The organism is Paraburkholderia sp. J69-1 (assembly GCF_905220255.1).
Taxonomy (GTDB): domain Bacteria; phylum Pseudomonadota; class Gammaproteobacteria; order Burkholderiales; family Burkholderiaceae; genus Paraburkholderia.
This window is the reverse complement of the sequence record NZ_CAJMZG010000026.1, coordinates 89,545-112,929: the sequence shown is the minus strand read 5'-3', so window position 1 is coordinate 112,929 and position 23,385 is coordinate 89,545. Positions and strand designations below refer to the sequence as shown.

Sequence of the window (23,385 nt, the reverse complement as noted above, 5' to 3'; positions counted from 1 at the left end):
CGTCTTGCCAAGCAGGTTCTGCCCCCGCCAGTGCGACGGATCAGCGATATCCGGGTTAGGGCGTCCAGCCCGACGCCCCAGATGCGATTCCAGGTACTCGCTTCCAAGAGTACCGTCGGGTCGCCCGCGCCAAAAATTGCGGTGTAGTTGCCGATCCTGTGCATCGGACGACTCCCTTATCAAGGTGGATGGGCCGCCGGATGGCGGACGGATTTCGATGCGCAGTGCGCGGTCGAAAGTGCTTTAGCAAGTCTGCTTGCTGAAAGACTCTCGGTACGCTCTGGAAGAGAGACGCCGACCCCGTCTGGGGTCGGCTCTGGGTTACTCGAACATAGCCTCACGCACTGCCGCCTCGATGTCGCGCTCCAATGGAGCAGGATCATCCAGCGCGGCCGCGAGCATGATGTTCATGCTGTCGACGTCGTTGACGCGTTTTGTCCAGCCCCGACCGTACTTCGCTTGCGCGAAGACCCGGAACTGGCGCTGCCGCGTCTCTGCGTTTAGCCCATGGCGTTGAAGCAGATCCGACATGCGATCGCGCTTCTCTTCCAGCGTCTCGACGGGCGCGGAATCCGCCTGATGATCCGCGCCAATTGCGACGCTCGGGGCGTCCGCTGGCATGGGTTCGTCCCCAACTGGATGCAGTACGTGCACCGATCCCGTCGCCCCACCGCCGAGTCCTTCCAGCAGCATCGCGGCTTCACCTGCCGCCGCGAGCGCGGGAGGATGGTCTTCGGCGCCATCGAGCAGCGCGCTCATGTCGATATCCGCATCGAGCACCGTAAGCATCTGGCTCTGACGTACAGCCTCGCCCTGCTCGTTGATGCGCGTGATCTCGAACTCGCGCTTCGACATCCAGAAGCGCGTGCCGGTGAGCTGGCCGCGCGCGAGCGCGACGGTCTGCATCGCGGAGTACGCTTTCTGAAGCACGTAGATCGAGTTGGTCGGTAACTCAGTCAGCCCCAGGCCCTTGATTTCCGGAATCGCGAAGATGAAGCGTGCCGAAAGGTTGCACTGGCGCGACTGATACTGCGGGCAGGCCTCCGGATTGCACACGCCATCGGGAACGGACTCGTCGTTGCGCAGGATGCTCTTGCGCGGCCCAAAATTGCGCTGGGCACGTTGTGCGCGCGGATCACGTTCGGGCTTCGCGTACAGCTTGCAGAAGCGCGTACCGTCCGGGCCATATTCCGAGAAGAACTTGCGGCCGTTTGTGCCCCAGGTCGCCATCTCGTTCGGGATGTTCGCCATCCAGTCGTTGAAGGCGAACGTGACCGGGAAGCGATACAGCTTCAGGCCATCTCCGCGATCCTCGCCATAGCGACGAAGGATTTCGTCGGCAATGTCAGGGTTGGTGAAGTCCGAGCGACGGCACGTGAAATATGGCACGTTGCGGGGTGCAAGCGCGTTTTTGAGACTGCAACGTCGCTCGATTTCCTCGCCGATTTTCTCGAACGATTCGCCGGCGGCGAGCAGTTCGTCGTAGAGCTTCACGGCGCGTTCGTTCTTGCGCGCGGTTGAGGTGAGCACCTTGATCCCGGGGCGGATGCGACCAATCACCGGCGGGCGTGGCGCCCGTTCCTCCACGATGCTGCGCACGGCGTTGCCGTGCATGCTGATCACTGCATTCACGATGGTTTCCTCGCAAGAATAAAGATCGCCGAAGTACGCATCTGGCTGGCCGAACGCTCCAGATCCGATGCTGCCGCCTCTCCGCGGCGTGTGGCGATATGTGAAAGAACAACGCGGCGCTCGCTGTCAGCGAGCATCGCGATCTGGGCCGACTCGCAGCGCTCACGCCAGATGGCGGAGGTGGTGTCGGCGGACTTGCGTTCGTCGTCGATCGTGTGGCTGATCGTGTCGGCGATGCGCTGGTCAAGGCTGTTGGTCAGGAGCATGCAAGCGCCTCCGGGCAGGAAATGAAGAAACAAAGGACGAAAAAAAACGCGCTCCCCTGGCAAGAGGAACGCGTTTGTGGATTCGGAGGTGGATGACCCATACGCCACGTCCCTTTCGGGGACGTGGCGCACAGGGAGCCAGAGGCTCATAACAGGGAACGTAAAGTCGTTCCCGGCGCGACATGATCACGTCGCGCAGATAGCCCTTTTCCGAAAACATGGAGTTTTCGCCGCAGGATCACGGGTCAGTGCACTTCGATCGTTCTACCCAGGAGGGGCCTGGAGAGAGAACACCCGAAACCCGGGCTCGAACGATGTCACGGCGCAAATGCATGCGGCCGGCGACGAGTATTACCACTGACGGAAGGGGATCCGGGGGCGAGCCAGATCAGCACAAGAAAGATTCCACACCGGGGCCAGGCGGTCGGAGCATGCCGCAAGGGCACGACTGGAGACAGAAGATGGACTCCGGGCTACGGAGTCGAGGTCGATGCGTCAGGGACGCGAGCAATGAAGTCAGTATCAGCGAAAACGGCCGACGCGGCGGACGGAATGATGGCCTATATCGTGCATCTTTTGCCCGATCTGGTCTGATGAATCGGGAACACAATGCCATGAGAGAGAACCCCCAAAGAAAACACCATGGCCGCTGTATTTGAAGCGGCGCCGCCGCCGGATGGACCAACCGGCGAGACGGTGCCCGCGGGGACGCCCAGTCCATCCGCTCCCCTTGCTGCCGTGCCGTCCGGCACGGGCCTGAAGCCGATCGAGCGCCTGACGAGCGACGACCGCTACGCGAAGATCATTCCGGACTCCGACCGGCTAACGGAACTGCGCTACAGCACGCAGTTCACGCGGGATTTCGTGCGATCGGACTACAACTTCTGCGCGGCCAAGATCTCCGTTGCACGTGGCGGCAAACTGCGCGCACTCGACGTGGCCCTTCGTGAGACCTCGGGATGGCTCACGAAAGCTGTGCCGTGGGTTGAGCAGCATGGCGCGCGCCATCTCCCATGGCCGTCCGAGACCATCATGCTCGACGTCAAACGACCGCTGGCAGGCCAACTGGTACGGTGTCTGTCGCTCTACGAGCGGCTCTACAAGCGCACGCTGGAGGCCCGCAACGAGCACAAGCTTATGCCAGAGCGCTGCGCGGCCATGCTGGCCAACGCCGAGAAGAAGATCAAGCACATCGTCCAGGTGTGCAGGCCCGACAACGACGAATACGAGTTCGACGGTACACGCCGCGAAAGCTGACCGCCCCTGAGCCTTGCCATCTTTTCGCCAGCTTGACTTTGTCACTGGCTGGATACGCTCGTCTGTAGACCCACGAGGAGGACATTGCATGCAAATTGATCTTCGCGAGATTCAGGCGTTGCACGCCCGATATGCGCGCGAGCCTGTTGTCATCGATCTGGAAGCGCAGCTGCGTGCGCGCCCCGCTCCCCTGCTGCTGGCGCACGATCCGAACGTCAAAACGTCCGGTGCGTCACCGCTGCGTCGCGTGTGGAAAGCCCGTGGATCGCTGGGCCGTGGCGCACTGATGATCGTCGGCGGCACCGCGCTGTCGGCGGCTATCGGTATGGGCGCCGCCCGGCTGTGGGCGACTGTCCATCACGATCACGCCGCGCCCATCCAGCCGGCGTCGAGCCAGCATGCGTCGGACAAGCCGTCGCCGCAAATCGGTAACGCGCCCGAAGACGGACAGGACGCTTCGCCGGACGATGCGGCCCGGCCACTGACTTCACAGGATCTCGGCACGCCCGCGCGCGCCACCGGCGCATTGGCGTCGGTTGACCCTTCTGCGCTACTGCGTCCGGCGCCTTTAGCTTCGCCACAGAACACTGTTCGCCCGGACGCGGCGACTGACGAACAAAGGGCGATTGCCTCGCCGGTTCGTCAACACGTTCTCGAACGGCTTGCACAGGCTAGCGCACCAACGGTCGCGCCCATGCATATTGCGCCGCCTGCGGCCGCAGCGACAGCAGCACCAGCGGCAACGGTGAAAGCGTCCCCAGCCGCTGCAAAAGCCCCGGAACCGGCTGCCCCGGATCAGCTGGCATCGGCTGCCTCAACGCGGCACGCTATTCGCCACCGCGCGCCAGTAGCACGGCAACCTGCCCCGACCGCTGATCCGAAAGCCCCGTCCGTGCAGACGCCTGGCGCCGCCCCACACGGCGGCGACGTCCAACTTTTTTGAGTAGACCATGAAAGCCACTCTCAACGTGACACTTCTCGCGCCGGGCTCGGCGATCGAGGGCAATCTCATCCTGGACCACGGGGTCAGCCTGTTCGGCATCGTGGACGGCAATCTCATCTCGAATGAGGGATTGCTGCATGTCGGGCCGGGCGGGCTCGTGAAAGGCCAGGTCGAAGGCGAGCATGTGCGTATTGACGGCGTGGTCGAAGGCGACGTCCACGCGCGCGGCTCGCTTGAGATTAACGGCCGCGTGAAAGGCAATATTTTCTATTGCGGCACGATCCGGCTGGGTCCGTCCGCGTCGCTCGAAGGTCAGCTCAAACGTGTGGCGCGCGAACTGACGATCGAGAATGAGCCTTCGTCTGCGCCGGAGCCGTCGAACGTGCAACAGATTACACGCGCAGCGGGATCGGCAACATGAAGCTTGGCGAATGGCTTGTGCGCGCGGCGATCAAGCTGGTCGCCATGGCGGCGGTGGTCATTGCGTACCTCAGCGCTGCACTCATGGGCCTCGACGAGCTTATCCCCAAGCTGATGGCGCGGCATTACGTGATGGCGGGAATGTACGGCGTGGGCGTACTATCGGCCTTTGTCGGCACTCTTCCGCTTGGTCTCGCGATTGAACGCCATGCGCTCAAGGCGTTGCGCTGGCCGGCATGGAACCCGGAAAAGAAATAGCCAGCTCAAATGTCGCGCCTTGTGCACTGAAACGCTGGCCCGTAGTTTCTAACGGCTTCGTGCAGTGATTGGATTTCGAAGCAGGCGGGCCGCAAAAGCGGCCCGTTTCATTTCGCGAGCAGCTTCAGACGCCGCACGCAATTTTTTGGCATCGTGCCGATCAGGTTCGTTTCAATCCATCAACCTGCGCTGGGCGGCGCTTCTTCGAAGTCCATCAGACAGAGGCAGGATTCGAGGTCACTGAACCAGGCGTCCACTTCGCTGTAGTCGTGCTTATCGACCGCGAACACGCGCCCATCGCGCGCACGCAACAGAAAAATGCCCTCGAATGCCGTCTCGCCAATCATGCAGACGCCCTTTTCCTGCAGGTCGCGCTCTTCCGTCGCGTCAATGATCGCTTCCGCTTTCCAGAGCGACCCCGCCTGCGACCACAGGCCATTCGGATGGCTGGTGAGATATTGAGCCAGTCCATCAGGAACAGGGAGGTCGAACTTCGCTGCGAACCACGTCGCGAACCATTCCGGCATCCCGGCCGGCGTCGTATTGTTCGTCACGCTTTGCCCCCTGTGTTGAGCCGCCCGGCAAGCCAGGCGAGTCGTCGGCGCGAAACCCATCCGCCAGCGACCATCGCCGTTGTCACGATCGCGAAAGTGAGCGCAACCCTGGCCCCACACGTCTTGTACAGCGTGAGCCCAACCAGGCAGGACACACCGACCAACACCGTCGGGCTGCTATCGCTCGTATGTCGGCCCGTCTTCGCGTCGTAATACCAGGAACTCATTCATCCATCTCCAGATCGGTTCAAAAAATCAAACTTCGGGCACCTGCGATTCATGGATGAACCGTGTGGGCGGGTTCTTGCGAATCGAGGTGATCGTCAGCGTTTCGCGGGCGCGCGTCATCGCCACATAGAAGAGGCGCCGCTCTTCGGACTCCGTGCTTTTCAGGTCGGGCACGATGTTTTCCTCGGAGCGCGTGATCCACACGTGGTCCCACTCCAGTCCTTTCGAGCTATGCATGGTGGTCAGCACCAGCGCATCGGGCGCGGGTTCGTTGTTCGCTCGCTTCAGAAACTCGATGCGCTCGCTGAATGTCCCGCTCAGGCGCATGATGACGTCGTACGTGCCCTGGATGGCGCGCTCCGCCGCTTCCTTGCGCACATAGGTCATCATCCATTCCCGAACGCCCTCGAGCGCGAGAGAGTAAAACTCACGCTCGCATAGCGATTGCCATTCGGCCAGTCGCTTCATGAATCCGCGATAGGCCGTGGCGGTGTCCTCATTGAGCCCGAGCGCGACCAGGTCTTTTTTCTGCTTCTGTACGAGCGTCGCGCCCATGGAATTGTGCAGAGCGGTCAGATCGCGCGTGCTCATGCCCGCGTATCCAAGAACCGCATCCAGACCGTTCAGCTTCACTCGTTGCACGATCTGCAACAGATTGCACATGAGCGCGCCTTCAGGTTGATCCAGCACTGAGCGCCCGGAGGCCCGGTAGTACTTCACGCCATGGGAGCGGCACACCGATTCGATCGCGTCGAGCACGCGGTTCGTTCGCGCCAGGATCGCACACGACTGGTTTGCCCGCAGCCGGGGTTGCAGCGCTTCGACGGCGGCGGCCGCATCGTCGTACTCGTCGTTGAACCGGCGCGCGAGGATCGTGCCACCCAGGCCTTTCTCAGCATGCAGCACCTTGGCGATGCGATCGGTGTTGTGCTGGATCAGCCGGTCAGCCGCCGAAAGGATTTCGGAGCGGCAGCGATAGTTGCTCCCCAGCACGACGCGCTGCGCCTCGAACTTCGTGGCGAAGCCTTCCATGCCCCGGAAGCCCATGGCCGCACGAAATCCGTAGATGCTCTGGTCGTCGTCGCCCACCACCGTGACGCACGCGCCAGCGGCGGCATGCAGCTCGACCCACCGGTATTGCAGCGGGTCGGTATCCTGAAACTCGTCAACGAGCAGATGGGTGAATGCGTATGGTTCGATATCACCCGAATCCATGCCCGCAATCGACAGGCGCAGCATGTCCTGGAAATCGATCTTGTCGTTGCGCGCCAGCGCGTCTTCGTAGGCCGCGTACAGGACGGCCTCCGGCGAGCCGTCGATCGCGTGAGTGATCCCGGTCTTTAACTGTTCGATGATCGGGATGGCTTCCTCGACCTTCCAGTTCAGCCCCGTCTCGGCCAGCGCGCGCATGAGCAGCCCCGTGCGATCACCGTCCGACGCGATGTCGCGCCGGCGGCCCGGTTTCTGGATCTGGCGAAATCCCAGCGAGTGGAACGTTCCGGCGATAAGCCGTGGCTTCGCGCGCGGCCCCGCGAGTTTGAGGATGCGGTCGCGCAATTCGGTCGCGGCATCCTTGCTGAAGGTGACCGCGCCGACAAGGGTGCCCGGTTGCGAGAGCAATGAGGCCGCCTTCGAAGCGATGGTCTTGGTCTTGCCCGCGCCCGGACACGCGACAGCGAGACAATGGCGCAGCGCCTGCGCGACTTCGAGCTGCTGCGGATTCAGGCCGTCGAGCATGGCGTATCCTTACAGGCCTCGAACCGCGGTCATCAGGCGCAGATGGGTCATATAACCACGCACGCCCACCGGATGGAATTTGCGCAGGAAGCGGCTCACTTCTTCGTCCACGTCGCCCTGGTCGCGCACGCCATTCCAGACCAGAAAGTCGAAGTGATCCATGACCTTGTCGAAGCGCGTAATCACCGCGAGCATTCGCATCGAGAACCTCGAGTAGGCCTCGACCTCGATTTCAAGCGAAGGCTTCGTGACGGTCGGATTAAACACCAGATCTCCGCGCTCCATCATTTCCCGTTCGGTACGACCGCGAAAGCCTTCGGCGACCTCAAGCTGCTCGCCGACATACGATTCGAGCGACGCCAGTTGCTTGTCGAAGAAAGCGTTGACGGTGTCCATGTCGTCGACACCGAACGTTGAGCGCCCGAAGCGCTGCATGTTGATGCTCATACGGTTCAGGTACGGCCACCACTGCTCGAACAGCGGCTTCAGGCGGGTATGGTTCAGGCGCACTGCGGCAGGCACGATCGCTGCACCAGAAAGCTGGCGATCGAGCAGCTGGCGACCGATCTCGCGACGACGGCGGATGATTGCCGCGCGCTCGGCGGGCGGCAGATCGCGAAAGACGCGACGCGTGCGTTCGACCTGCTCACGCTTTTCCTCCGCTTCGCTTTCGCTGATCATGCCTTCGCGATGCAGCGTCGCCGCGTCCTTTTCCATGCGCTGCAGTTCTTCTTCAAGCTCATGGTCGTCGGCGCCGTCGGTGACTGGTCGCGCGTCGATCGCGCCGGGCTCCTGCGGGTGCCCGCCCGGGTGAGCCGGTGCAGAGCTGGACGCAGCGTTGATCGCGTCTTCTGCACTGACCGCGGCAGAGAGTGCAGCATCGTTACCCGTCTTTGCCGTTTCTTCGTGGATGGTGCTCATGTCGTTGCCCCTGAAAAGTTGCACGCGCACCAGCGCGCGGCATCCCCTTATTGTTGCGAGCGCGTCGACGGGTGGAGGGGCAAAACGCGGGCAAAAACAGCGGCTTTCACCCTTTGATTTCCAGGTGACCAGCCCGGGGCGTTCCGATGTCCTGTCGCTTTGCAGGCGCGTGGACGCCAAAACGCAGAAAGCTCACAAAATCTGTGAGCTTTCTGGCTTTTTGCGGCTACGGTCGGATCGAATTAACTGGAAGAGTTGGCGATCCAGAGTAAAAGCGGTAATAACACCGCCACCGCTGTCCAGCACTGGGCAACGAGCGGTACGGGCAGCAGCAGCACCGCGACGGCACAACCCAGCGTGAGCAGCAGCGCGTGCACCGCGAGGTGGAACGACAGCGGACTGGCGAAGCCTGCGGCCGACGCCCGGATCTTGCGCCGCACCGACCCATCGACCGACGCGGCGAGACACAGCACGACCAGTCCTGCCAGCCACGCGTGCATGACGACGGCCCGGTAAAGCGCCCGGTAGACCAGCATCCAGAACTGTTTCACCCAGGTCTGGCTGAAGCTGCGCATACCGTCGTCGTCCAGATCGCTGGACGTGTCCGAGTGCAGGGTCGCCTGGAGCGCGCCCGTATCAACGAAGAAGCGGTGGAACAGCGCATTGGTCGTATCGACGGCGGCGCCAGCGCGTTCCTCTCCGAGTACATGGGTCACCGATTGTGACTCAACATCGCTGACCTCGAAGAGCGACTGATACGGCACCACGGGAAGCCCGACACACACGAGCACCGGCAGCACCAGGAACCACCACTTCAGATGCCGGACAAAACGACTGCTGCTAGCCATGTAGCCACGCCCCTATCCTGAAAAGTAGATAGACCGGGAAAGCGACGAGCCCCGCCGCGCCGAGCCAGAAGCGCACCGGGTTGCGCGCGATCACGACCGCGAGCCCCCAGGCACGTGGGAAGCGGCCACGACGGAACTCTGCCGGCGGCGGCGCGCGCAGGTCATCCTGCGCGCGGACCGTCGAGAGCACACGGGCCGCATCGGCCTCGTCAAGCCCCGACAGTTTCGTTATCACGATAGCTGTGAGCGACATCGTAATCCTCGAAGTAGAGTCGGAAGCCCTCGCCCGTGAGCGCGCGTGCCGCGAGCTGGAAGGCTGCGGTCCTGGGGGTAATGCGCTCCGGGCACGCCTCGTTGACCATCTCAATCGTGCCCTTTTCGAATCGGGCTTCGAAGGCGGTAACCGGTTCGAACATAGGCGACCAGACGTGCAAGTTCTGTCCATCCTTCGCCACATAGCGGCGCGCGTAGAGCAGATGGGCGCGCTGGAAGAGGCCCTGCATGAACGCGATATGCGGTTCGCCCGACTTGCGCACGCGCTTGTAGGCCGACAGGCCGTCTTCGAGCATTTCGCGCACAAGCGGCTCGCTCTCGCCCAAAAAGCGATCGCCGATGAAATCGGCCACGCGCGAGCACGCAAGTTCGAGCTCGGGCGCGATCGTGAACACAGGCATGAGGCGCGCCGAGAGCCGGTTTTCGCGAATGATTTTCTTGAACACGGTGGAGTTCATGCGTTGAAATTGTTTTAGCCCTGGAGGATTGGAATACGGCCCTGATACACAGCGCCACCGGAAATGCGCATGAAGTACTGCAGGTTCGGCAATCGCTGGATCAACGCGGTCGGAATCAGCGGCGCGGTCTCCTGTTGCAGCGAACGTGTGATGCTGCCGTTAAATTCGCCCAGATGTCCTTCGCTGCCCCGGCTCGTGCCACCCGAAATCTGGATATTGCGGATGATCGTTTCACCAACCTTGTCGGAGAACCATTGCGCCGTATCCGTGTCCTCCAGTCTAAGGATGATCTGGTTATTCAGATTGCCCAAAACCTGAAGCATCTTCGCGGCATTTCCGAGTTTTGCCTCGAGATCGGCGCGCGTCTGGAACGCAACAAACGCCTTGAAGCCGGCTCCGCGCCCCTTGTTCAGGATCTGGATGACCTGCTCGTTGATCGCTTCGCCCACCTCGTCGATGATGAGCACGACATCGGGCGTTTCCTTGTAGAAGTTGTAGATGGCACCACACACGGCCGCGACATCGGCCAGCACCATCGAGGCGATCGCCTTCTGCACGATGGCGTTCGATAGCGAGTCGAAGCCCATGTAGAGCACCGCTTTCTGCTTGATGATCCGGTCGATATCCCAGATTTCGCGCTCGTCTTCGAAGTCTTCGACCTTTGGGGCAAGCATCAGCCCCGTCTCGCCGGTGGCCAGCATCTGCAGCAGCGGCATCACTGACGCGATCACGCGCGTATAGTGATCCCGGTCGTGCATGTGCGTCGCGATCAAACCGTCGATGGATTCGTGCCCCCGATCGTGGCGGGCGTAGCGCTCGTTGTAGAGCATCGCCATCGCATCGATCGGGCCGACGGAACCCGGGCGGCCACCGATCTGCTGAATGGTGGTGGCGACCAGCTCTTCCCAGTTGGTCAGCCCGCTCTCGACGAAGAACCGCTCCAGACTGCGCTCGAGCAGGATCCCCACGCCCGCCTGGGCGTATTTGAGGATCGATCGCAGATTCGGCTTGTCGCCCACATACAGTTCGCCCTTCACCGCCCGGTCGATGAACAGGAACGCGAAATCGCGGAACGGCCCCTCTTCCATCAACTGGGAGATGCGCCCGGCGATCTCAGACGGTTGCGACCAGTTCTCCAGCGGGTTGAGGCGGATCGATTCGAGCGGCTTGGCCTGACTCCAGTACAGGAACTTGCGCCCGGTTCGGGCGCACTCGCGCTCCACCCGCGCCTTGCAGTCCTTGTCGTTCTTCGGGTCGATCATGATCAGCACGTCGCCCAGATGAATCACCTGGGTCGCGATCACCTCGTATGTCCGGGTTTTGCCGGCACCCGTTGTACCGCCCACAGCGGTGTGCGCATTCATTGCCTTGTAATGGAAAGGCACTGCTGCTTTTGCGGGTTCCATCCCGTGGATCCACGAGACCCCCTGGGGCTCACGGTCGCGAATGCTGTCCTTCGGCGCGAAGATATTCTCGATCGCGCTTTCGATCTGGCGTCCGCGCTTCGTTTTGCCCAGCCACTTCGGCAAACCAGGGATATCGGTGGTCGGCATTCGCAGGATGTCGTGCGCGATCTGGCAGTGCTTCTGCGTCCATTCGAAGCCCGTGCCCAGATACATCGAATTGCGGTCTTCGCGCATTTTCTTCTGCACCCCGAGCAGGCGCGCCACTGGCATGGTTGAGAGCCACTTCGTCGAGATGGCCATGCGAAAGCGCAGCGCTTTCCAGACGGCCCTGCCACGCCATAGTGCTGCGATAAGTGCGACGGGTGCAAAAGCCCACCAGTACGGCATGCCGGAGATTGGCAGCGCACACATTGCGATGGACCACAGCACCCATGCGCGGACCTCGTAGATCGGCCGGAAATGATTGATATAACTCGTTGCCGCATTCATGCCTCGGGTCGCTCCATGATGAGTTCGCCGGCGCGCGGCGCCAGCACGATTTCAGCCTGCACATTAGAGACAAGCAGACTCCGACGGCGCAGATGTTCAACGAGCGTGTCGCTCGCCACGCCATAGCTGCCGAGGAGCCGTTTGGGTAGCGCCAGTCCCTTGTCGGTCCAGGCTACCTTCGCCTTGCCTGCGCTCACGTCCTCGCGTAGCGCCTTGAAGAATTCGCGGATCATGTTCGGCTGGCCTTCGAGCACCGCATCGAACGATGCGGGTGGTGCGGGACGATCGACGCGCGCGGCGGGCGCGCGCATTGCCGCCGGATCGACGGCTGCGGGCGCCCGAACCGGCTCGCCCGAGAAGGGCAAGCCCAGTTGAGGATCGGCTGCGCTGCCCGCCTTCACATCTGGATTCAGCGCCGCGTCGGTCGATGGCCCAGCTGTGGGCACCGTGATGTCGAGCGGCGGGCTCGATGTCGACGCCTCAGCGGCATTCGCGGATGGCGACCCACCGGCTGAGGGTGTTGTTGCCTGCCCGGCGGGCATCTGGACATGTGGCGCGGGAGCGGCTGCGGAAGGCGTTGGCGCGACGGGCACAACGGGCGCTGCCGACACTGCGGGCGAAGCGGATGCAACCGGCGACGCTGGTGACGTCGGCGGCGGCGCAGCGGGCGCTGGCGTCACGACCGGTTGTACCGCCGCTGCCACGTGCATGGCTGACGGCACCGGATACGGCACCGGGTCGTAGACGCCCTGCTGCGCCTTGCGGTCGAAATCTGCCGCCACGGCCACCGCCTGTCGAACAACCTTGTGAACCAGCGACTCAGTGCCCTGCACGTGGGAGAGCGGATTAATTGCGCCGAAGAGTTCCGACAGCACGCCGGTGTCGTAGCCCGCGAGCAAAGTCTGGCCAATCAGCGACTGAGCCAGCAACGCGGTACGCATGCGCTCAACTGGCAAGGGCGTCGCTCGGCGCCGCAGCTGATAGGTCGCGCCCGCCAGCCAGGTCGCGAGCGCGCCGTGTCCGGCCGGATTCCATTCGGCCCGGTCGCTATCACGCACCACGACGAAATGCCGATGCGGCTCGTCGAGGCCCGAGCAGACCGCCGCCAGGAAGACTGCGTGGTTGTACTGCGGCTCGATGAGCCGGCGCTTCTCTGAAGGCAGGTTGGTGCCGAACTTCTGGCCACCAGCCAGGCGCATTGCGTAAAACGCGGTTTCCACCGTGCATCGGAAAGCACCGCCGGGCTCCCGGTATTGGGTGGGCGAATACGGCACGCTGGAGAACCAGGCGGCGCAGCGCGCGAGCACGTCGCGCCAGCGGCTGTGATAGTCAACTTCGCGGGCCTCGTTCGCGGCCTGCCTGATTAGGGCCACACGCCGGTCGTGCAGTTGTAGCATGCCGTCGACGTCAATCGGCTGATGCAAGACGGACGTGCTCATAAGAACGCAGCCGCTTTGGCTGCCGTTTGTGCAGCCGACTTAAACATGCTGCCCGATGCGCTTGCGCCGCCACCAAACATCGACGCGAGCTTTGGAATTTCGAAAGAGAGCAGGAATACAAAAAAGGCGACATCGAGTGCATAAGTCGCACCGTAGCTAGAGCTCAGTCCCTGGGCAGTCGCCGCCTTGATAGCAGTGTTGAGCGATGCGGTAACAAGTTTCGCAAGAATTGCCGAGACCACGCAGTACATCCCCGCACTGATCATGTAGTCAAGCCATGCCTTGAAAAATCCTCTCGTGTACGAGGAGAAGCCCAAGGCAACGGCTATCTGTCCCATCACGATCCCAACCGCGGCCTGGATGAGTCCGAGGTTGTTCATGAAGGTAAAGACTATGCAGGTGATCATTAAAAGCACGTACGCAAGCAGCATCGGAAACATCGACATCGTGATTGCGATGTACTTGAGCGGATTGGCCCCCGAGTAAGCTTCAACAACGGCTTCCCAGGCTGAGCCGCTCGCCGCGGCCATGGTCGACTTGAGATCCTGGCCGGCGCTTCCCTGAATAAGGGTAGCGAGCTTCTGAAACCACTCGAAGAAACCGGGTGCGAATGTTTGATAGCTCATGTATATCGCTGCAAAAATACCGAGCACTGCGAGCTCCTCGAACACGTCAATCCATGCCGACGTTGGATCGCGCGTTCCGGCGAAGCGGAAAAACGTCAATACGAGCGTGATCACACCGAGCCCCGCTGCGAACTTGTCGGCTTCACTCTTCAGGTTCTGACTCAATGTGACCGCCGCAGGTATGACGGCGTCGAAGAGCTTGTCCAGTTGGGCGTTCGCTGCATTGGCGCCCTTTGCCGTTTCTCCGACCACGACAGTCACGCCGCCAGCATCCTTGCCATCAGCGCCGGGGCTTACCGTCGTTCCGGTTTCAGGCACGATCTGTTGACCTCCCGCCAGCGTGTCGTCCGCGCGGGCTATTCCCGCCCCGAACCCGATGACAAGCGACAAAACCGCAATGAGCAGCCGCCTCACTATTGATTGCTTCATTCGATTCTCACCGTGGTTGAAGCGTATCGAGGCGCGCGCGCTCAGCTTCCTGGCGAGCGGCGAAAGAAGCGGCAGCCGCTGCACGATCTTTTGCAGCCTGATTGTCGATGACCTGCTTCTGGGCATCGTCCTGCGTTTTGGCCGCCTGCATGTTGAGCAGGTCCGAAAACTGGCTCGAAACCAGATCAAGATAGTGGGTTGTCAGTTGTGCCGTGGCTTCCTGCGTTGGACTCAACGAAAGCTGCGACTGGAGATCAGCGCGGCGCTGCGCCACCGTCTGCACGTGCGACGAGACGTCGTTACCAAGCTGGAACAGTTTGGTCGCGGTCGCATCGCCCTGCTTGTAGAGCGAGTTCATGTCGGACAGCCACTGCGTCGGCGACTTGCCTGAGGTGGAGATAAGGTTCTGCACGTGACCGATGTACTGGCTGCCCTGCTGCAGATTCCCGTAGAGATCCTGCATCGTGCTGACGTAGCTGGTCATCTTCGAGATGTCCCCGGTGATCTGATCGTATTGCGCCTTCATCGCCGTCGGGTTCAGATTGACCGCCTGAAGCAACTGGTTAGCCATCATCTGATACTGATAGATGATGTTCGTGTCCTGATAGATTTCGCCCTTCACGGCCTTGGCGGCCGTAATGACGTTCTGCGCAAAGTTGGTAGGGTCGAACACAACCCACTGCGCGCGCGCAGCGGTCGAGACGCACAGGAGCATCGCCGCCGTCACGGCAGCACGTAGAGCGGTCTTTCTCATGAGATTCACCTGTTATTCGAGGGTCAACATTTCCTGGACGTAGTTCTCACGCCAGCGGGTCTCGCCCGAGACGTAGTGCTTGTCGAGGATGTTCTGTGCACGACCGTCCGCCCGAAGGCAGGCGAGCGTTTCCTTGTCGAAGCTCGCTTCGAGCATGCGTATTTGCGTGGGCGTCCACCACAGGTAATCCCGGTTAGGCACCGCGTCTGCAATCATGTCGATAACGGTATCGGTCAGCCCGAAGATGTCCGAATACAGCGCCTTGTTGCTGCGGGCATCGGCATTCGCGAGATAGACGATGTTCTGAAGCTGTTCCTTCAGGATTTCAAAGTTCGGCACGCGCTCGAGCTGCTTGAGCGACTGCGTCGCGAGGGCAAGCATCGCGTTCAGACGGCGGATCGTCACGGCCCACAATTCGAGGCGTGCGTAAAAGCGCGGATACATGAAATAGAACCCGCACTCTTCGATCTCGATGACGGTGAAGCGTTTGCCGTCCAGCCATTGCGAAACGCGATAGAACGCGTAATCCATGAAGAGCAGCGCCGCTTCCGGGTGGTTCTGGAACAGGTCGCCGCATTCGATCGACAGGTTTTCCGACAACGAGAAGGCGTCGTCGACGTGGTCAAAGAACTGGCCGTTTTTCTCGCCCTTCGTCCAGATGCGAAGACGCTCGCGCAATTCAGCGGAAAGGAGCGTGGTCAAATGCGACAGCGTCCAGAACTCTCGACCGTAGCCCTCGCCGAGCATCGTGACTTTCTCGAAAATCTCCCGCTCCTGCTGGGGCGAGCAACGGAAGTCCTCGTCCTCGATCGCCATCTGGACCCACGTCGCGACGTACACGTAATGCCGGCTGTCGGCGAGCAGCGAGAGCGGATTGACGGGCGTCGCGGCCTCATAGCGCCCAGTCACGTCGATGAAGTGGCCACCTGACAGAACGGTCGGGATGCGCGTTGAGCGCTCCTTGTCGAAACGGATGCGGCGTGCATCGTGCCGCCCCATCTGCGAGAGCAGAAAGTTGAGCAGCATCGTCTTGCCCGCGCCGTTCGGCCCGACCACCAGCAGGTGCGCGCGGCCGCTCGGGTGGTGCATTACCATGCGCTGCAATGTGCGGTGTCGCGTTGGCAGGATTGTGACCGGCCCCGTCTTGCGGCCGAACTGCTGCGTGAGCCATTCGTTGATTTCCGGCCCTTCCGGCACACCCCGCAAGGGAGCAACATCGGACACGGCCATCGTCTCGACGAACTGCAGACGTTTCTGTTCATCCCAGCGCCCGGGCAAGGTCGACGCCCACGCCGCGCCCAGATTGCGCTCCTCGAGCACCACGCCGAAGCCGGCGTTGCTGATGCGCCCGACTACATCCGACGTGGCCTGATCACATTCTTCGGTTGAGTCGCCGTACACAATGATCGAAATGTTGGCGAAGCCGTACTGCTGCCCTTCTGCCGTCAGGCGCGAAAGTGCATCCTCGGCCTCGTCGGCGAGCGTCTCGCGCCCCTTGTCGTTGCGCTCTGCTTCCTTCGTTGCGTACTGCTTGAGCATGGCCCACGGATTGAACGCCGCGGCCTTGTAGAACTTGCGCGCCGACTTGATGTACTGCTCGGCGCGGCTTGTGTTGAGGAACCGGTACATCACACAGATGTCCAGTTCCGCATCGATGTCGCAGAGCACGTCGAGGGCGGCTTCCTGAAAGCCCAGCCACTCCTTGACGGCGATGATCTTGGCAAAGCGCTTGCCGTGCGCGGACTCGAACAGCAGGTGCTCCGCGCCGTACGTCACATACGATTCGGTCAGATGTGTGTCGAGCATGGTGACCGGATATCGCACGCGGCGCGGCGGCACCGACGGGTTCGCCGTCTGGTGCAGATACGCGAGCGCGCCCTGCAACTCCAGACGCTTCATCTTGAGCCGCCCCACCCCGCCCCGGAAGGCATCCAGCACGCCCTCGAAGCGCTTGATGTCGGCGGTAATCTGTTCGAGATCGAAAGCGAACGCGTTGCGCGTGAGCACCTGGTCGCGGATCGCCTCGAAGATCGCCACCGGCATCGACTTGCCGCCGACCTTGAGGTGATAGCCCACCTTGTCGAAGAATTTGTTGATACCGGTTTCGGCGGTGAACGCGAGCGACAGCGAATGGGTGTTGCGGAAATACCGGCCGCTGCCCACCTTGTTCCGGTTGATCTCATCCAGGCGCGCATCGAGTGGCGAATCGAACGCGCCCTCGATGGCGCCGCGCACGCGACGGTGTGAGAGGCGCCACCATGCCGTCACACGATGGTCGAAATTTTTGCAGGCGTTATCGAGATGGTTGCGGGCCGCCTGAAAATCGCTCGCGTTCGGCGTATCGGCATCGATACCCTCGAATGTAAATGACGTCAGCAGCGAACCATCCTTGTCCAGCACGAGCTGGGGCGTAACCATCGTCGCCCACGGTGCAATTTCGTGAACAGGACGCCGCGCAAGCAGGGGGCGTTTCCCGGATTTCAGCATGGAAGATCCTGATCGAAGCCATAGGGTCGGCGAAAGCGCGCCGTGCCCTTCTGCATCGGCGACGGCTCATGCACATCGGGATAGCGGTTGTAGGCAAGCATGACCAGCCGCCACCACGGATCGCGCGCACTCATCCACTTCAGGAAGAAATGCACGCCCGCTCCCACAAAAATGAAAGCTGCGGAGACGACCAGATCGAAACCGCAGGCGTAGCACAGCATGGCGGTGACAAAGCCGTTGGCCATCGCCAGCATCCGGTCCGCACCACCGATCTGGCGCGGCAACGAAAGCGAACGACTGACCTTTGCGCGATTGCGGCCAGATTTAGGTACAGACATAGCTGACCTTGAAGTGATTCTTCATGATCGGGATTGCACAGGCGGCAAACCCGATGCCAACGAACACGCTGCCGAATACCTTGCCGAGCGTGCTTTCCGAGTTCGCGATCGCAATGAACGCGAGAATCGCGACCACGATGCCGCCGCAGAACAGCCACGGGCCGCTGATGTAGTTCGAGATCAGACAGATCACGTCGGTCGCAGCGCCGAGGTCAGAAAGATCCGTGCCGCTGGCCGACGCGACCGGTGCGACGGCGCTCAGGCCAGCCGCAATCACCGTGGTGCGCAGCTCGCTGCGGCTGAACAGGCGCCCGCTTGCTGCACGTGCGCGCGCGCCAGCGCCTCGAATGTTGGACAACAGTTGCTTCGTCATGGATTGGTCCACTCCAGTGGTTTAGAAAACGCGTTTGAGGATGTAGTCCCCGTTGTCGGCGCCCCGCACTTCGAGGATTTCGGAGACGTGGCGCAGCTCTCCCGTGCGCTTCATATGCACCACGTAGTCGAAACAGTTCGCGATGTTTTCGCGCAGATCGGCAATGTCCCAACGCGTACCGGGCGGCACGCCGAGCATCGCGAGACTCTCCAGCCGCCGCAGGCCGCCGCGTGCGGTACTCGAGTGAACCGATCCCATGCCACCGTCATGGCCCGTGTTGAGCGCCTGGATGAAGTCGTAGGCTTCTCCGCCGCGCACTTCACCGACCACGATCCGGTCTGGGCGAAAGCGCAGGCAAAGCGCCACGAGCATCTGGGTCGTGACACCGGTATCGGTGTTGGAGAGCAGTCGCAGCCGGTTCGGCACGGTGAGCTTGAGTTCCATCGTGTCTTCGATGGTGACGACGCGATCCTCGTCTGGAATGTCGCCACCGATCGCGTTGAGCAGCGTGGTTTTGCCGGAGGACGTGCCGCCCGCAACGAGGATGTTTTTGCGTGCGCGCACGATGTCGCGCAGCGCGAGGCGCAGTGCTTCGTCTTCAGCGTCTTCTGGAAAGAACTGGATCTCGGCGTCATTGCGCGCATGGGCGCGCGAAAATGCGCCCATGCGCACGTAATCGTCCAGCGACAGATTCTGGTCACGGTGCTTGCGGATCGCGAGCGCATCGCCGTCGATGGCGGTCGGCCGCATGACCGCCGCAATACGCAGGTTGCCGTGGCCAGCGTTCAGGATGCCCTTGTCCGTGCCCGCCTTCGCACTCTTCTCCACCGACGAGGCGAGCGAGTGAATGGCTCCGGAGAGCATCGCGGGGTTGATCTCCAGATCGAGGCGCGTGAGCACGCCTCGCCGTTCGATCCAGATATCGCGCGGGTTGTTGACCATCACTTCCGCAATATCCGGCGCGTCGAGATACGGACGCAGCGGCATCAGCGAAGCGAAGAACATATCAACCGCGCTCTTCTCGAGGCGGTTGAATCTCAGGAGGGGGCTATCGGCAGCGTCTGACATGCAGCTATTTTTCCGGGCCTCCGCGCGCGCGACAGAGCAAAAGGACCGCGATATTCGCTACCTTTTGGGCACGCCAGAATTGGCACGGGTAGCTCCGTCTGCGCGACCACGATTTCTAAGCGCGTGCAGACGATTTCCCGGAAAGCTGCATTTTTTGTCGAGCTTTTGAGCGTTGCAGGAAAGCGCGAAATATGACGCTCCAATCTCCCGTTTTGCAGTCAGGCACAGGGCGTGCGGTGAGTCGGCGCCTGCGACCGCTGCGTCGCGAACAACCGGAGAGAGAAATCATGAATAAGGATCACATCAAGGGAACGCTCGAGAAGGCCAAGGGCAAGATCAACGAAGCAGTCGGCCGCGCCACGGATGACCCCGCGCAGGAACTGAAGGGTGACCTGCAACAGGCCAAGGGTGAAGCCCAGAAGAAAGTGGGCGACCTAAAGGACGCCGCGAAGGACTTGAAGAAAAACCATTGACCTGAAGACAGGCAATCGGTATAGGGGCAGGCCTCGCGGCCCGCCCCCTCCCACACCATCGTGCGTACGGGTCCGTACACGGCGATCGGTTGCCCGTCTATGAGCCAACCGATGGAAGTCCGAGTGAGCGGAAGTAACCGTTAGACAGAGCCATGCTCAGCGCCGGACTGCAACTTAAGCGCCACGCATTGTGCGGCGAGCCCGCCGTCTGGGCAGCAAGATTGCGCATCACGCCACGCTTCGTCAGTTCCTGGAATCGGGTGCGACCACGCTTGCACTGCTTCCATAAGAAGCATCGAAGGCGTCGGCGAATCCATTCATCTAGTTTGCGAAGTACACGCGGCGTTTCACAGAAACCGAAGTAGCCACGCCAGCCCGTCAGATACCGCTTCAGCGTGCCGATCATCTGGTCGACGTTGACCCCGCGCGTGCGTTGAGTCGATTCCCGGATTCGCTCCTTGAAGCGGGCCAGAGCCTTGGGCGCAATAGGCCGTTTGGCCTGTTTCCATGGCTCACATCACCGACACCACCGCTTCCAGCGCACAAGCCAAACCGCGTCGTCCCCCCCGCCCCAAGGCTTCCCTCGAGCAAGTTTCAGGCAGCCCCGTCAACCCCACGTCCAAGGGGAACACCGCCATGACGACCAACGCCAACGCAGCATCAAATTCAACCTTCGCCGACCTCGCTGACGCGGCCAGCAGCACGGCAGCAGCACCCGCATCGTCTGGCAACGCACCGGACAAGGCCCCGGAAGCACCGAAGGCGAACGCGACCGACGGCTACATCAAGGTCCGGGTGTTCGTCCTTAGCGACCACGCAGGAAGGCACGTCGGAGTTTTTCACGGCGATCGTGGGCACCACGGCCGAGGAAGTCGCGGCGAAGAAGCACCACGGCAAAGCGGCTCGTAAGGCGGCGAACGAGGGCTACAAGTGGCCGGTGTTCATCGCACCCGGCATCGAGTGCTTGTTCGGCTACAACCCGGGCGCGGCGCCTCCCAAAGCGTTCTTCCTCTACATCTGGAAGAACTAAACCCCGTCTGCTGGGTGCTGCGGCACTCAGCGGGCAGGGCATTTAGGTCGTTGCGACTTCGTACCCGAAACCGTTCGACGGCGCGGGTACGGCGGGCAGACCCATCGCCTGGCGCAGGCGATGGAGATTCGCGGCGACGGCCGCTTTACCGTCCGTCACCTTAGGGCTCGCGTGAAGCTCACGCCACTGCGCCGTTACCTGATCGTCCGGTAGGTCGAACCGCTTCAGCCATGCTTCGGTGGCGACCGTCGTATCGAGCAGTGGGGCGGTGCTGTCCAGCGTGCCGCCTTGAAGGACGTCCATATCCGTGGCGATGATCGGACGCAGCGCTGCGTTGAGCAGGACGTACGCGGGCGGCGGCAGCGGTGATTGACCGGGACCGGCGGAGATGCCGGCTTGCGGTGCAGCACCCGCCTGGAGAACAACGCCCCCTTTGTCCAAGGGCTGCCGGACGAACCAGTCAGGCGGCAACGTCCATCCAGACGGACCTCCCGCAGCGCTCACGAGATCGGCGTCGAGGGCAACGAGCCAATCGATCGTTTTGATCTTGCCGACGAGATCGACGGTGCTCACGCCCATCGGATCGCCGACGTCGATGCCGGGACCATAGCGGCGGGCATACGAATATTCGGCCGCCTCGTTTGCTTCACGTTCGATCGGCGGGAGGTTGACGGCAAAGCCAGCGTGACCATGAACGGTCGGAAGCGCCTCGCAGAACGCCACGAACAGCGCCTGAAAAACGCCCGGACGATGTTCGAGGAACGCCCGGGGCACCGTGAAATCAAGCACGTCCTGCCCGCCTTTGGGCGTGACGTCCCAGTCCGCGACGGTGAAGGCGGCGAACTCAAAAAAGCCCGTCGCGAGCTTATGCTCGGCACTGGTCATCTGCACAACCAGCGCTTCGTCGGCGGGCACCGACGTCGCCAGCGCCGCAAGCCCTGGCGCTTTGTCCAACGGCATCGGCTGCTCGCCCTCCTGGTAGAACCAGCGCAGAGGACCGTCCTTCGGCGGTTGTTCCTTCAGCGCACGGGCAAGCGCCTCGCTGTACTCCGTGATGGTCGCCTTGTACTGCTCAAAGCACTTCACGAGCGCGGCGCGCACGGTGGGCGTATGACCATCGCGAAAGTAGACGACGCCACGCACGACCAGAGCGGCACCCGTGATGCCCTTCCGGTACGCCGGTTCGTAGAAGCCAAACGGCAGGGTGTCCGCCCTTTTTGGGTCTGCCACCCACGCTTTCAACTGCTCATCAGTCATGTCTGTTCGTTCCTCTTGCGGTCAAGGCAGGATTCCGCCCGGGGATCCGCCCGGCATCGGTGGCGGAAGACCGCCACCAGGGAGCAAGTTTCCACCATTGCCACCACTTTGGCCTGCAAGATCGTCCAGGTCCGAGTTCGAGGTCTTCGACTGACGCTGGGTCGATTCCTGACCGTCCTTGTCCTTATCGTCGCCGCAACCGCATTCCGCAGGTCCAAGCGAGGCGTATTTCGACCGCGAGCCCGCGATCCGAATGTAGTCACGTTGCTGGTTGCGACCAAAATCGTCCGGCGGGTACTTGAACTCCACGACTTTACGGATGTTCGACTGGATAGGCGGCTGCGACGGATCGTCCACGATCACCACGTCCGGACGGCGCAGGTTGCCTTGCCCAGCCCTGTACTTCTTCCGACCACCCGGCCAGAAATCGTCGATCCATTGCCGAATGTCGGAATGCGGGCGCAAGGGGTCGTCCGGGTCCGTCACGGGCTCCGGCGGTTTCGGCTTCATATTGTAGGTTTGCTCGGGCTTGTATTCCGTCGGCGAACCGGTCTTAAGCCTCGACAGCTCGTTCGCGAAATCGAGCCGCTGCTGAACGCAGCGCTGGCGAAGGATTCGACCGTTTCGCGTCGCGACACCGATCTTTTTGCACTTGCAAAGCACCTGACACAGGACCACGCGGTCCTTTTTCGACAGCCGTACCCTCGCTCCGACGGGCGTAGTTTCGCCGTCCGGGGTCATGCCACCTGTTGCGGAGCCCGGTCCGAAGTCGCTCATGCGCTTCCGCTCCCGGAATGGCTGAACGTGAGCGCCGATGCTCGGGTCGAATCGTGCCACTGGGTGAAGCCGTTGGCGTCCGTCGTCCCCTGGATGACCGTTCCGTCCGAGGCTTTGACCGTGTATGGGTGGTTTGCCAACGGTTCCCGGGTGGCGTCATCGAGCACCCGGAAGCGACCACGGTAGGGGGTTTCGGGCGACGTTTCCGCGGTCACGCTCTTACCGCTACCGACGGAGCCACCGCTGGTCGGCGAAGCCGTGGCAACGCTTTGCGTGGCGATGAGGGTCGCGCCGCAGGCAGTTTTGTCACCTTCGGAGGCGACGGGACGTCCGTTGAACGTCATGCCAAGATTCTTGACGTCAACGATGGGGTAAACGCCGCCGCACTTCGGGCACGAAACCATGTCGCCAAGCAAGGCGAGAGGCTTCCCATGCACGACGTTCGTGGGCGTGCACGCCAGGACCTTCCCACCATGGGACGTCGTGTCGTCCTCCCTAATGAACGAAAAACCCATTACGCATTCCTCCGACGAAAACCGGTCTCGGAATGTAGCACGCGGGGTTTTCCCTGGACCAGCCTGTCAACCTTGACAGGTGACACCCGCCGACGGCACACGCCGTCGCGGCGTATGGCAATACGACAC

Annotated in this window: 27 protein-coding genes; 6 read left to right on the top strand and 21 right to left on the bottom strand. The window is 61.9% G+C overall.

What is annotated here, in order from left to right:
- Positions 1-321: 321 nt before the first annotated feature.
- Both U5A67_RS34830 and U5A67_RS34825 read right to left on the bottom strand, forming a co-directional pair.
- Positions 322-1,632 carry a hypothetical protein gene (locus U5A67_RS34830; protein ID WP_321817903.1) on the bottom strand — a complete coding sequence of 437 codons (1,311 nt, stop codon included), beginning with the start codon at positions 1,630-1,632 and terminating at the stop codon, positions 322-324.
- On the bottom strand, positions 1,629-1,898 hold the full coding sequence (locus U5A67_RS34825) for a hypothetical protein (RefSeq protein ID WP_321817902.1): 270 nt from the start codon (positions 1,896-1,898) through the stop codon (positions 1,629-1,631). Before U5A67_RS34825 ends, U5A67_RS34830 begins: the two co-directional genes overlap by 4 nt.
- Positions 1,899-2,540: 642 nt before the next feature.
- On the opposite strand from U5A67_RS34825, the gene U5A67_RS34820 reads away from it, so the two are divergent.
- From U5A67_RS34820 to U5A67_RS34805, 4 genes are all read left to right on the top strand, one after another.
- Complete coding sequence (locus U5A67_RS34820; protein ID WP_321817901.1) at positions 2,541-3,155, top strand: DUF1845 domain-containing protein; 615 nt, start codon at positions 2,541-2,543, stop codon at positions 3,153-3,155.
- A gap of 88 nt (positions 3,156-3,243) precedes the next feature.
- Positions 3,244-4,098, top strand: coding sequence for a hypothetical protein (locus U5A67_RS34815; protein WP_321817900.1), 855 nt, complete (start codon positions 3,244-3,246; stop codon positions 4,096-4,098).
- A gap of 7 nt (positions 4,099-4,105) precedes the next feature.
- The gene (locus U5A67_RS34810) at positions 4,106-4,519 is read left to right on the top strand and encodes a polymer-forming cytoskeletal protein (protein WP_321817899.1); all 414 of its coding nucleotides are present in this window, start codon (positions 4,106-4,108) and stop codon (positions 4,517-4,519) included.
- Positions 4,516-4,776 carry a hypothetical protein gene (locus tag U5A67_RS34805; protein WP_321817898.1) on the top strand — a complete coding sequence of 87 codons (261 nt, stop codon included), beginning with the start codon at positions 4,516-4,518 and terminating at the stop codon, positions 4,774-4,776. The genes U5A67_RS34810 and U5A67_RS34805 overlap by 4 nt, the downstream gene beginning before the upstream one ends.
- 179 nt (positions 4,777-4,955) lie before the next feature.
- On the opposite strand, the gene U5A67_RS34800 is transcribed toward U5A67_RS34805, so the two are convergent.
- The 15 genes from U5A67_RS34800 to U5A67_RS34730 all read right to left on the bottom strand — a co-directional run bounded on the left by U5A67_RS34800 (position 4,956) and on the right by U5A67_RS34730 (position 19,204).
- Positions 4,956-5,330, bottom strand: a complete 375-nt coding sequence (locus U5A67_RS34800) for a hypothetical protein (RefSeq protein ID WP_321817897.1) — start codon at positions 5,328-5,330, stop codon at positions 4,956-4,958.
- The gene (locus tag U5A67_RS34795) at positions 5,327-5,557 is read right to left on the bottom strand and encodes a hypothetical protein (protein ID WP_321817896.1); all 231 of its coding nucleotides are present in this window, start codon (positions 5,555-5,557) and stop codon (positions 5,327-5,329) included. Before U5A67_RS34795 ends, U5A67_RS34800 begins: the two co-directional genes overlap by 4 nt.
- Before the next feature lie 28 nt (positions 5,558-5,585).
- Positions 5,586-7,295 (bottom strand): ATP-dependent helicase, encoded by a 1,710-nt coding sequence (locus U5A67_RS34790; RefSeq protein ID WP_321817895.1) that lies wholly within the window; start codon positions 7,293-7,295, stop codon positions 5,586-5,588.
- A gap of 9 nt (positions 7,296-7,304) precedes the next feature.
- Entirely contained in the window at positions 7,305-8,216 is a 912-nt protein-coding gene (locus U5A67_RS34785) for an ATPase (protein WP_415768046.1), read from the bottom strand.
- A gap of 242 nt (positions 8,217-8,458) precedes the next feature.
- Positions 8,459-9,064 (bottom strand): DUF4400 domain-containing protein, encoded by a 606-nt coding sequence (locus tag U5A67_RS34780; RefSeq protein WP_321817893.1) that lies wholly within the window; start codon positions 9,062-9,064, stop codon positions 8,459-8,461.
- Positions 9,057-9,317 carry a hypothetical protein gene (locus U5A67_RS34775; RefSeq protein ID WP_321817892.1) on the bottom strand — a complete coding sequence of 87 codons (261 nt, stop codon included), beginning with the start codon at positions 9,315-9,317 and terminating at the stop codon, positions 9,057-9,059. The genes U5A67_RS34780 and U5A67_RS34775 overlap by 8 nt, the downstream gene beginning before the upstream one ends.
- The gene (locus U5A67_RS34770; protein WP_321817891.1) at positions 9,274-9,795 is read right to left on the bottom strand and encodes a hypothetical protein; all 522 of its coding nucleotides are present in this window, start codon (positions 9,793-9,795) and stop codon (positions 9,274-9,276) included. Before U5A67_RS34770 ends, U5A67_RS34775 begins: the two co-directional genes overlap by 44 nt.
- A 14-nt stretch (positions 9,796-9,809) precedes the next feature.
- The gene (gene traD, locus U5A67_RS34765) at positions 9,810-11,690 is read right to left on the bottom strand and encodes a conjugative transfer system coupling protein TraD (RefSeq protein WP_321817890.1); all 1,881 of its coding nucleotides are present in this window, start codon (positions 11,688-11,690) and stop codon (positions 9,810-9,812) included.
- Entirely contained in the window at positions 11,687-13,129 is a 1,443-nt protein-coding gene (locus U5A67_RS34760; protein ID WP_321817889.1) for a TraI domain-containing protein, read from the bottom strand. Before U5A67_RS34760 ends, traD begins: the two co-directional genes overlap by 4 nt.
- A complete protein-coding gene (locus tag U5A67_RS34755) occupies positions 13,126-14,184 on the bottom strand; it encodes a type IV secretion system protein (protein ID WP_321817888.1) in 1,059 nt (352 codons plus the stop codon). Before U5A67_RS34755 ends, U5A67_RS34760 begins: the two co-directional genes overlap by 4 nt.
- A gap of 7 nt (positions 14,185-14,191) precedes the next feature.
- Positions 14,192-14,911 carry a DUF4141 domain-containing protein gene (locus U5A67_RS34750; protein ID WP_321959789.1) on the bottom strand — a complete coding sequence of 240 codons (720 nt, stop codon included), beginning with the start codon at positions 14,909-14,911 and terminating at the stop codon, positions 14,192-14,194.
- 39 nt (positions 14,912-14,950) lie between these two features.
- A complete protein-coding gene (locus U5A67_RS34745) occupies positions 14,951-17,356 on the bottom strand; it encodes a type IV secretion system protein VirB4 (protein ID WP_321817886.1) in 2,406 nt (801 codons plus the stop codon).
- A gap of 62 nt (positions 17,357-17,418) precedes the next feature.
- Positions 17,419-17,763, bottom strand: a complete 345-nt coding sequence (locus tag U5A67_RS34740; RefSeq protein WP_321817885.1) for a VirB3 family type IV secretion system protein — start codon at positions 17,761-17,763, stop codon at positions 17,419-17,421.
- Positions 17,750-18,136 (bottom strand): conjugal transfer protein TrbC, encoded by a 387-nt coding sequence (locus tag U5A67_RS34735; RefSeq protein ID WP_321817884.1) that lies wholly within the window; start codon positions 18,134-18,136, stop codon positions 17,750-17,752. Before U5A67_RS34735 ends, U5A67_RS34740 begins: the two co-directional genes overlap by 14 nt.
- Before the next feature lie 21 nt (positions 18,137-18,157).
- Positions 18,158-19,204 carry a CpaF family protein gene (locus tag U5A67_RS34730; protein ID WP_321817883.1) on the bottom strand — a complete coding sequence of 349 codons (1,047 nt, stop codon included), beginning with the start codon at positions 19,202-19,204 and terminating at the stop codon, positions 18,158-18,160.
- A gap of 287 nt (positions 19,205-19,491) precedes the next feature.
- Between U5A67_RS34730 and U5A67_RS34725 the strand changes: the two genes are divergently transcribed.
- Positions 19,492-19,677, top strand: coding sequence for a CsbD family protein (locus tag U5A67_RS34725; protein WP_321817882.1), 186 nt, complete (start codon positions 19,492-19,494; stop codon positions 19,675-19,677).
- A gap of 97 nt (positions 19,678-19,774) precedes the next feature.
- Here U5A67_RS34725 and U5A67_RS34720 read toward each other — a convergent pair whose 3' ends face one another.
- Positions 19,775-20,149: a group II intron maturase-specific domain-containing protein gene (locus tag U5A67_RS34720; protein ID WP_321817932.1), complete on the bottom strand. Its 375-nt coding sequence runs from the start codon at positions 20,147-20,149 to the stop codon at positions 19,775-19,777.
- Positions 20,150-20,527: 378 nt separating this feature from the next.
- On the opposite strand from U5A67_RS34720, the gene U5A67_RS34715 reads away from it, so the two are divergent.
- Positions 20,528-20,707 (top strand): hypothetical protein, encoded by a 180-nt coding sequence (locus tag U5A67_RS34715; RefSeq protein WP_321817881.1) that lies wholly within the window; start codon positions 20,528-20,530, stop codon positions 20,705-20,707.
- Between the two features lie 42 nt (positions 20,708-20,749).
- Here U5A67_RS34715 and U5A67_RS34710 read toward each other — a convergent pair whose 3' ends face one another.
- From U5A67_RS34710 to U5A67_RS34700, 3 genes are read right to left on the bottom strand one after another with little or no spacing between them, the layout of a single operon-like run.
- The gene (locus U5A67_RS34710) at positions 20,750-21,964 is read right to left on the bottom strand and encodes a DUF3396 domain-containing protein (RefSeq protein WP_321817880.1); all 1,215 of its coding nucleotides are present in this window, start codon (positions 21,962-21,964) and stop codon (positions 20,750-20,752) included.
- Positions 21,965-21,985: 21 nt separating this feature from the next.
- Positions 21,986-22,741: a VRR-NUC domain-containing protein gene (locus tag U5A67_RS34705; RefSeq protein WP_321817879.1), complete on the bottom strand. Its 756-nt coding sequence runs from the start codon at positions 22,739-22,741 to the stop codon at positions 21,986-21,988.
- Positions 22,738-23,256: a PAAR domain-containing protein gene (locus U5A67_RS34700; RefSeq protein ID WP_321817878.1), complete on the bottom strand. Its 519-nt coding sequence runs from the start codon at positions 23,254-23,256 to the stop codon at positions 22,738-22,740. Before U5A67_RS34700 ends, U5A67_RS34705 begins: the two co-directional genes overlap by 4 nt.
- Between the last annotated feature and the right edge of the window lie 129 nt (positions 23,257-23,385).

Coding starts and splice junctions, on each gene's coding strand:
- U5A67_RS34785 (WP_415768046.1), bottom strand. CDS start 8,216: ATGAGCACCATCCACGAAGAAACGGCAAAGACGGGTAACGATGCTGCA.
- U5A67_RS34745 (WP_321817886.1), bottom strand. CDS start 17,356: ATGGTTACGCCCCAGCTCGTGCTGGACAAGGATGGTTCGCTGCTGACG.
- U5A67_RS34805 (WP_321817898.1), top strand. CDS start 4,516: ATGAAGCTTGGCGAATGGCTTGTGCGCGCGGCGATCAAGCTGGTCGCC.
- U5A67_RS34740 (WP_321817885.1), bottom strand. CDS start 17,763: ATGTCTGTACCTAAATCTGGCCGCAATCGCGCAAAGGTCAGTCGTTCG.
- U5A67_RS34820 (WP_321817901.1), top strand. CDS start 2,541: ATGGCCGCTGTATTTGAAGCGGCGCCGCCGCCGGATGGACCAACCGGC.
- U5A67_RS34705 (WP_321817879.1), bottom strand. CDS start 22,741: ATGAGCGACTTCGGACCGGGCTCCGCAACAGGTGGCATGACCCCGGAC.
- U5A67_RS34790 (WP_321817895.1), bottom strand. CDS start 7,295: ATGCTCGACGGCCTGAATCCGCAGCAGCTCGAAGTCGCGCAGGCGCTG.
- U5A67_RS34730 (WP_321817883.1), bottom strand. CDS start 19,204: ATGTCAGACGCTGCCGATAGCCCCCTCCTGAGATTCAACCGCCTCGAG.
- U5A67_RS34825 (WP_321817902.1), bottom strand. CDS start 1,898: ATGCTCCTGACCAACAGCCTTGACCAGCGCATCGCCGACACGATCAGC.
- U5A67_RS34770 (WP_321817891.1), bottom strand. CDS start 9,795: ATGAACTCCACCGTGTTCAAGAAAATCATTCGCGAAAACCGGCTCTCG.
- U5A67_RS34775 (WP_321817892.1), bottom strand. CDS start 9,317: ATGTCGCTCACAGCTATCGTGATAACGAAACTGTCGGGGCTTGACGAG.
- U5A67_RS34795 (WP_321817896.1), bottom strand. CDS start 5,557: ATGAGTTCCTGGTATTACGACGCGAAGACGGGCCGACATACGAGCGAT.
- U5A67_RS34710 (WP_321817880.1), bottom strand. CDS start 21,964: ATGACTGATGAGCAGTTGAAAGCGTGGGTGGCAGACCCAAAAAGGGCG.
- U5A67_RS34815 (WP_321817900.1), top strand. CDS start 3,244: ATGCAAATTGATCTTCGCGAGATTCAGGCGTTGCACGCCCGATATGCG.
- U5A67_RS34780 (WP_321817893.1), bottom strand. CDS start 9,064: ATGGCTAGCAGCAGTCGTTTTGTCCGGCATCTGAAGTGGTGGTTCCTG.
- U5A67_RS34760 (WP_321817889.1), bottom strand. CDS start 13,129: ATGAGCACGTCCGTCTTGCATCAGCCGATTGACGTCGACGGCATGCTA.
- U5A67_RS34755 (WP_321817888.1), bottom strand. CDS start 14,184: ATGAAGCAATCAATAGTGAGGCGGCTGCTCATTGCGGTTTTGTCGCTT.
- U5A67_RS34735 (WP_321817884.1), bottom strand. CDS start 18,136: ATGACGAAGCAACTGTTGTCCAACATTCGAGGCGCTGGCGCGCGCGCA.
- U5A67_RS34700 (WP_321817878.1), bottom strand. CDS start 23,256: ATGGGTTTTTCGTTCATTAGGGAGGACGACACGACGTCCCATGGTGGG.
- traD (WP_321817890.1), bottom strand. CDS start 11,690: ATGAATGCGGCAACGAGTTATATCAATCATTTCCGGCCGATCTACGAG.
- U5A67_RS34810 (WP_321817899.1), top strand. CDS start 4,106: ATGAAAGCCACTCTCAACGTGACACTTCTCGCGCCGGGCTCGGCGATC.
- U5A67_RS34725 (WP_321817882.1), top strand. CDS start 19,492: ATGAATAAGGATCACATCAAGGGAACGCTCGAGAAGGCCAAGGGCAAG.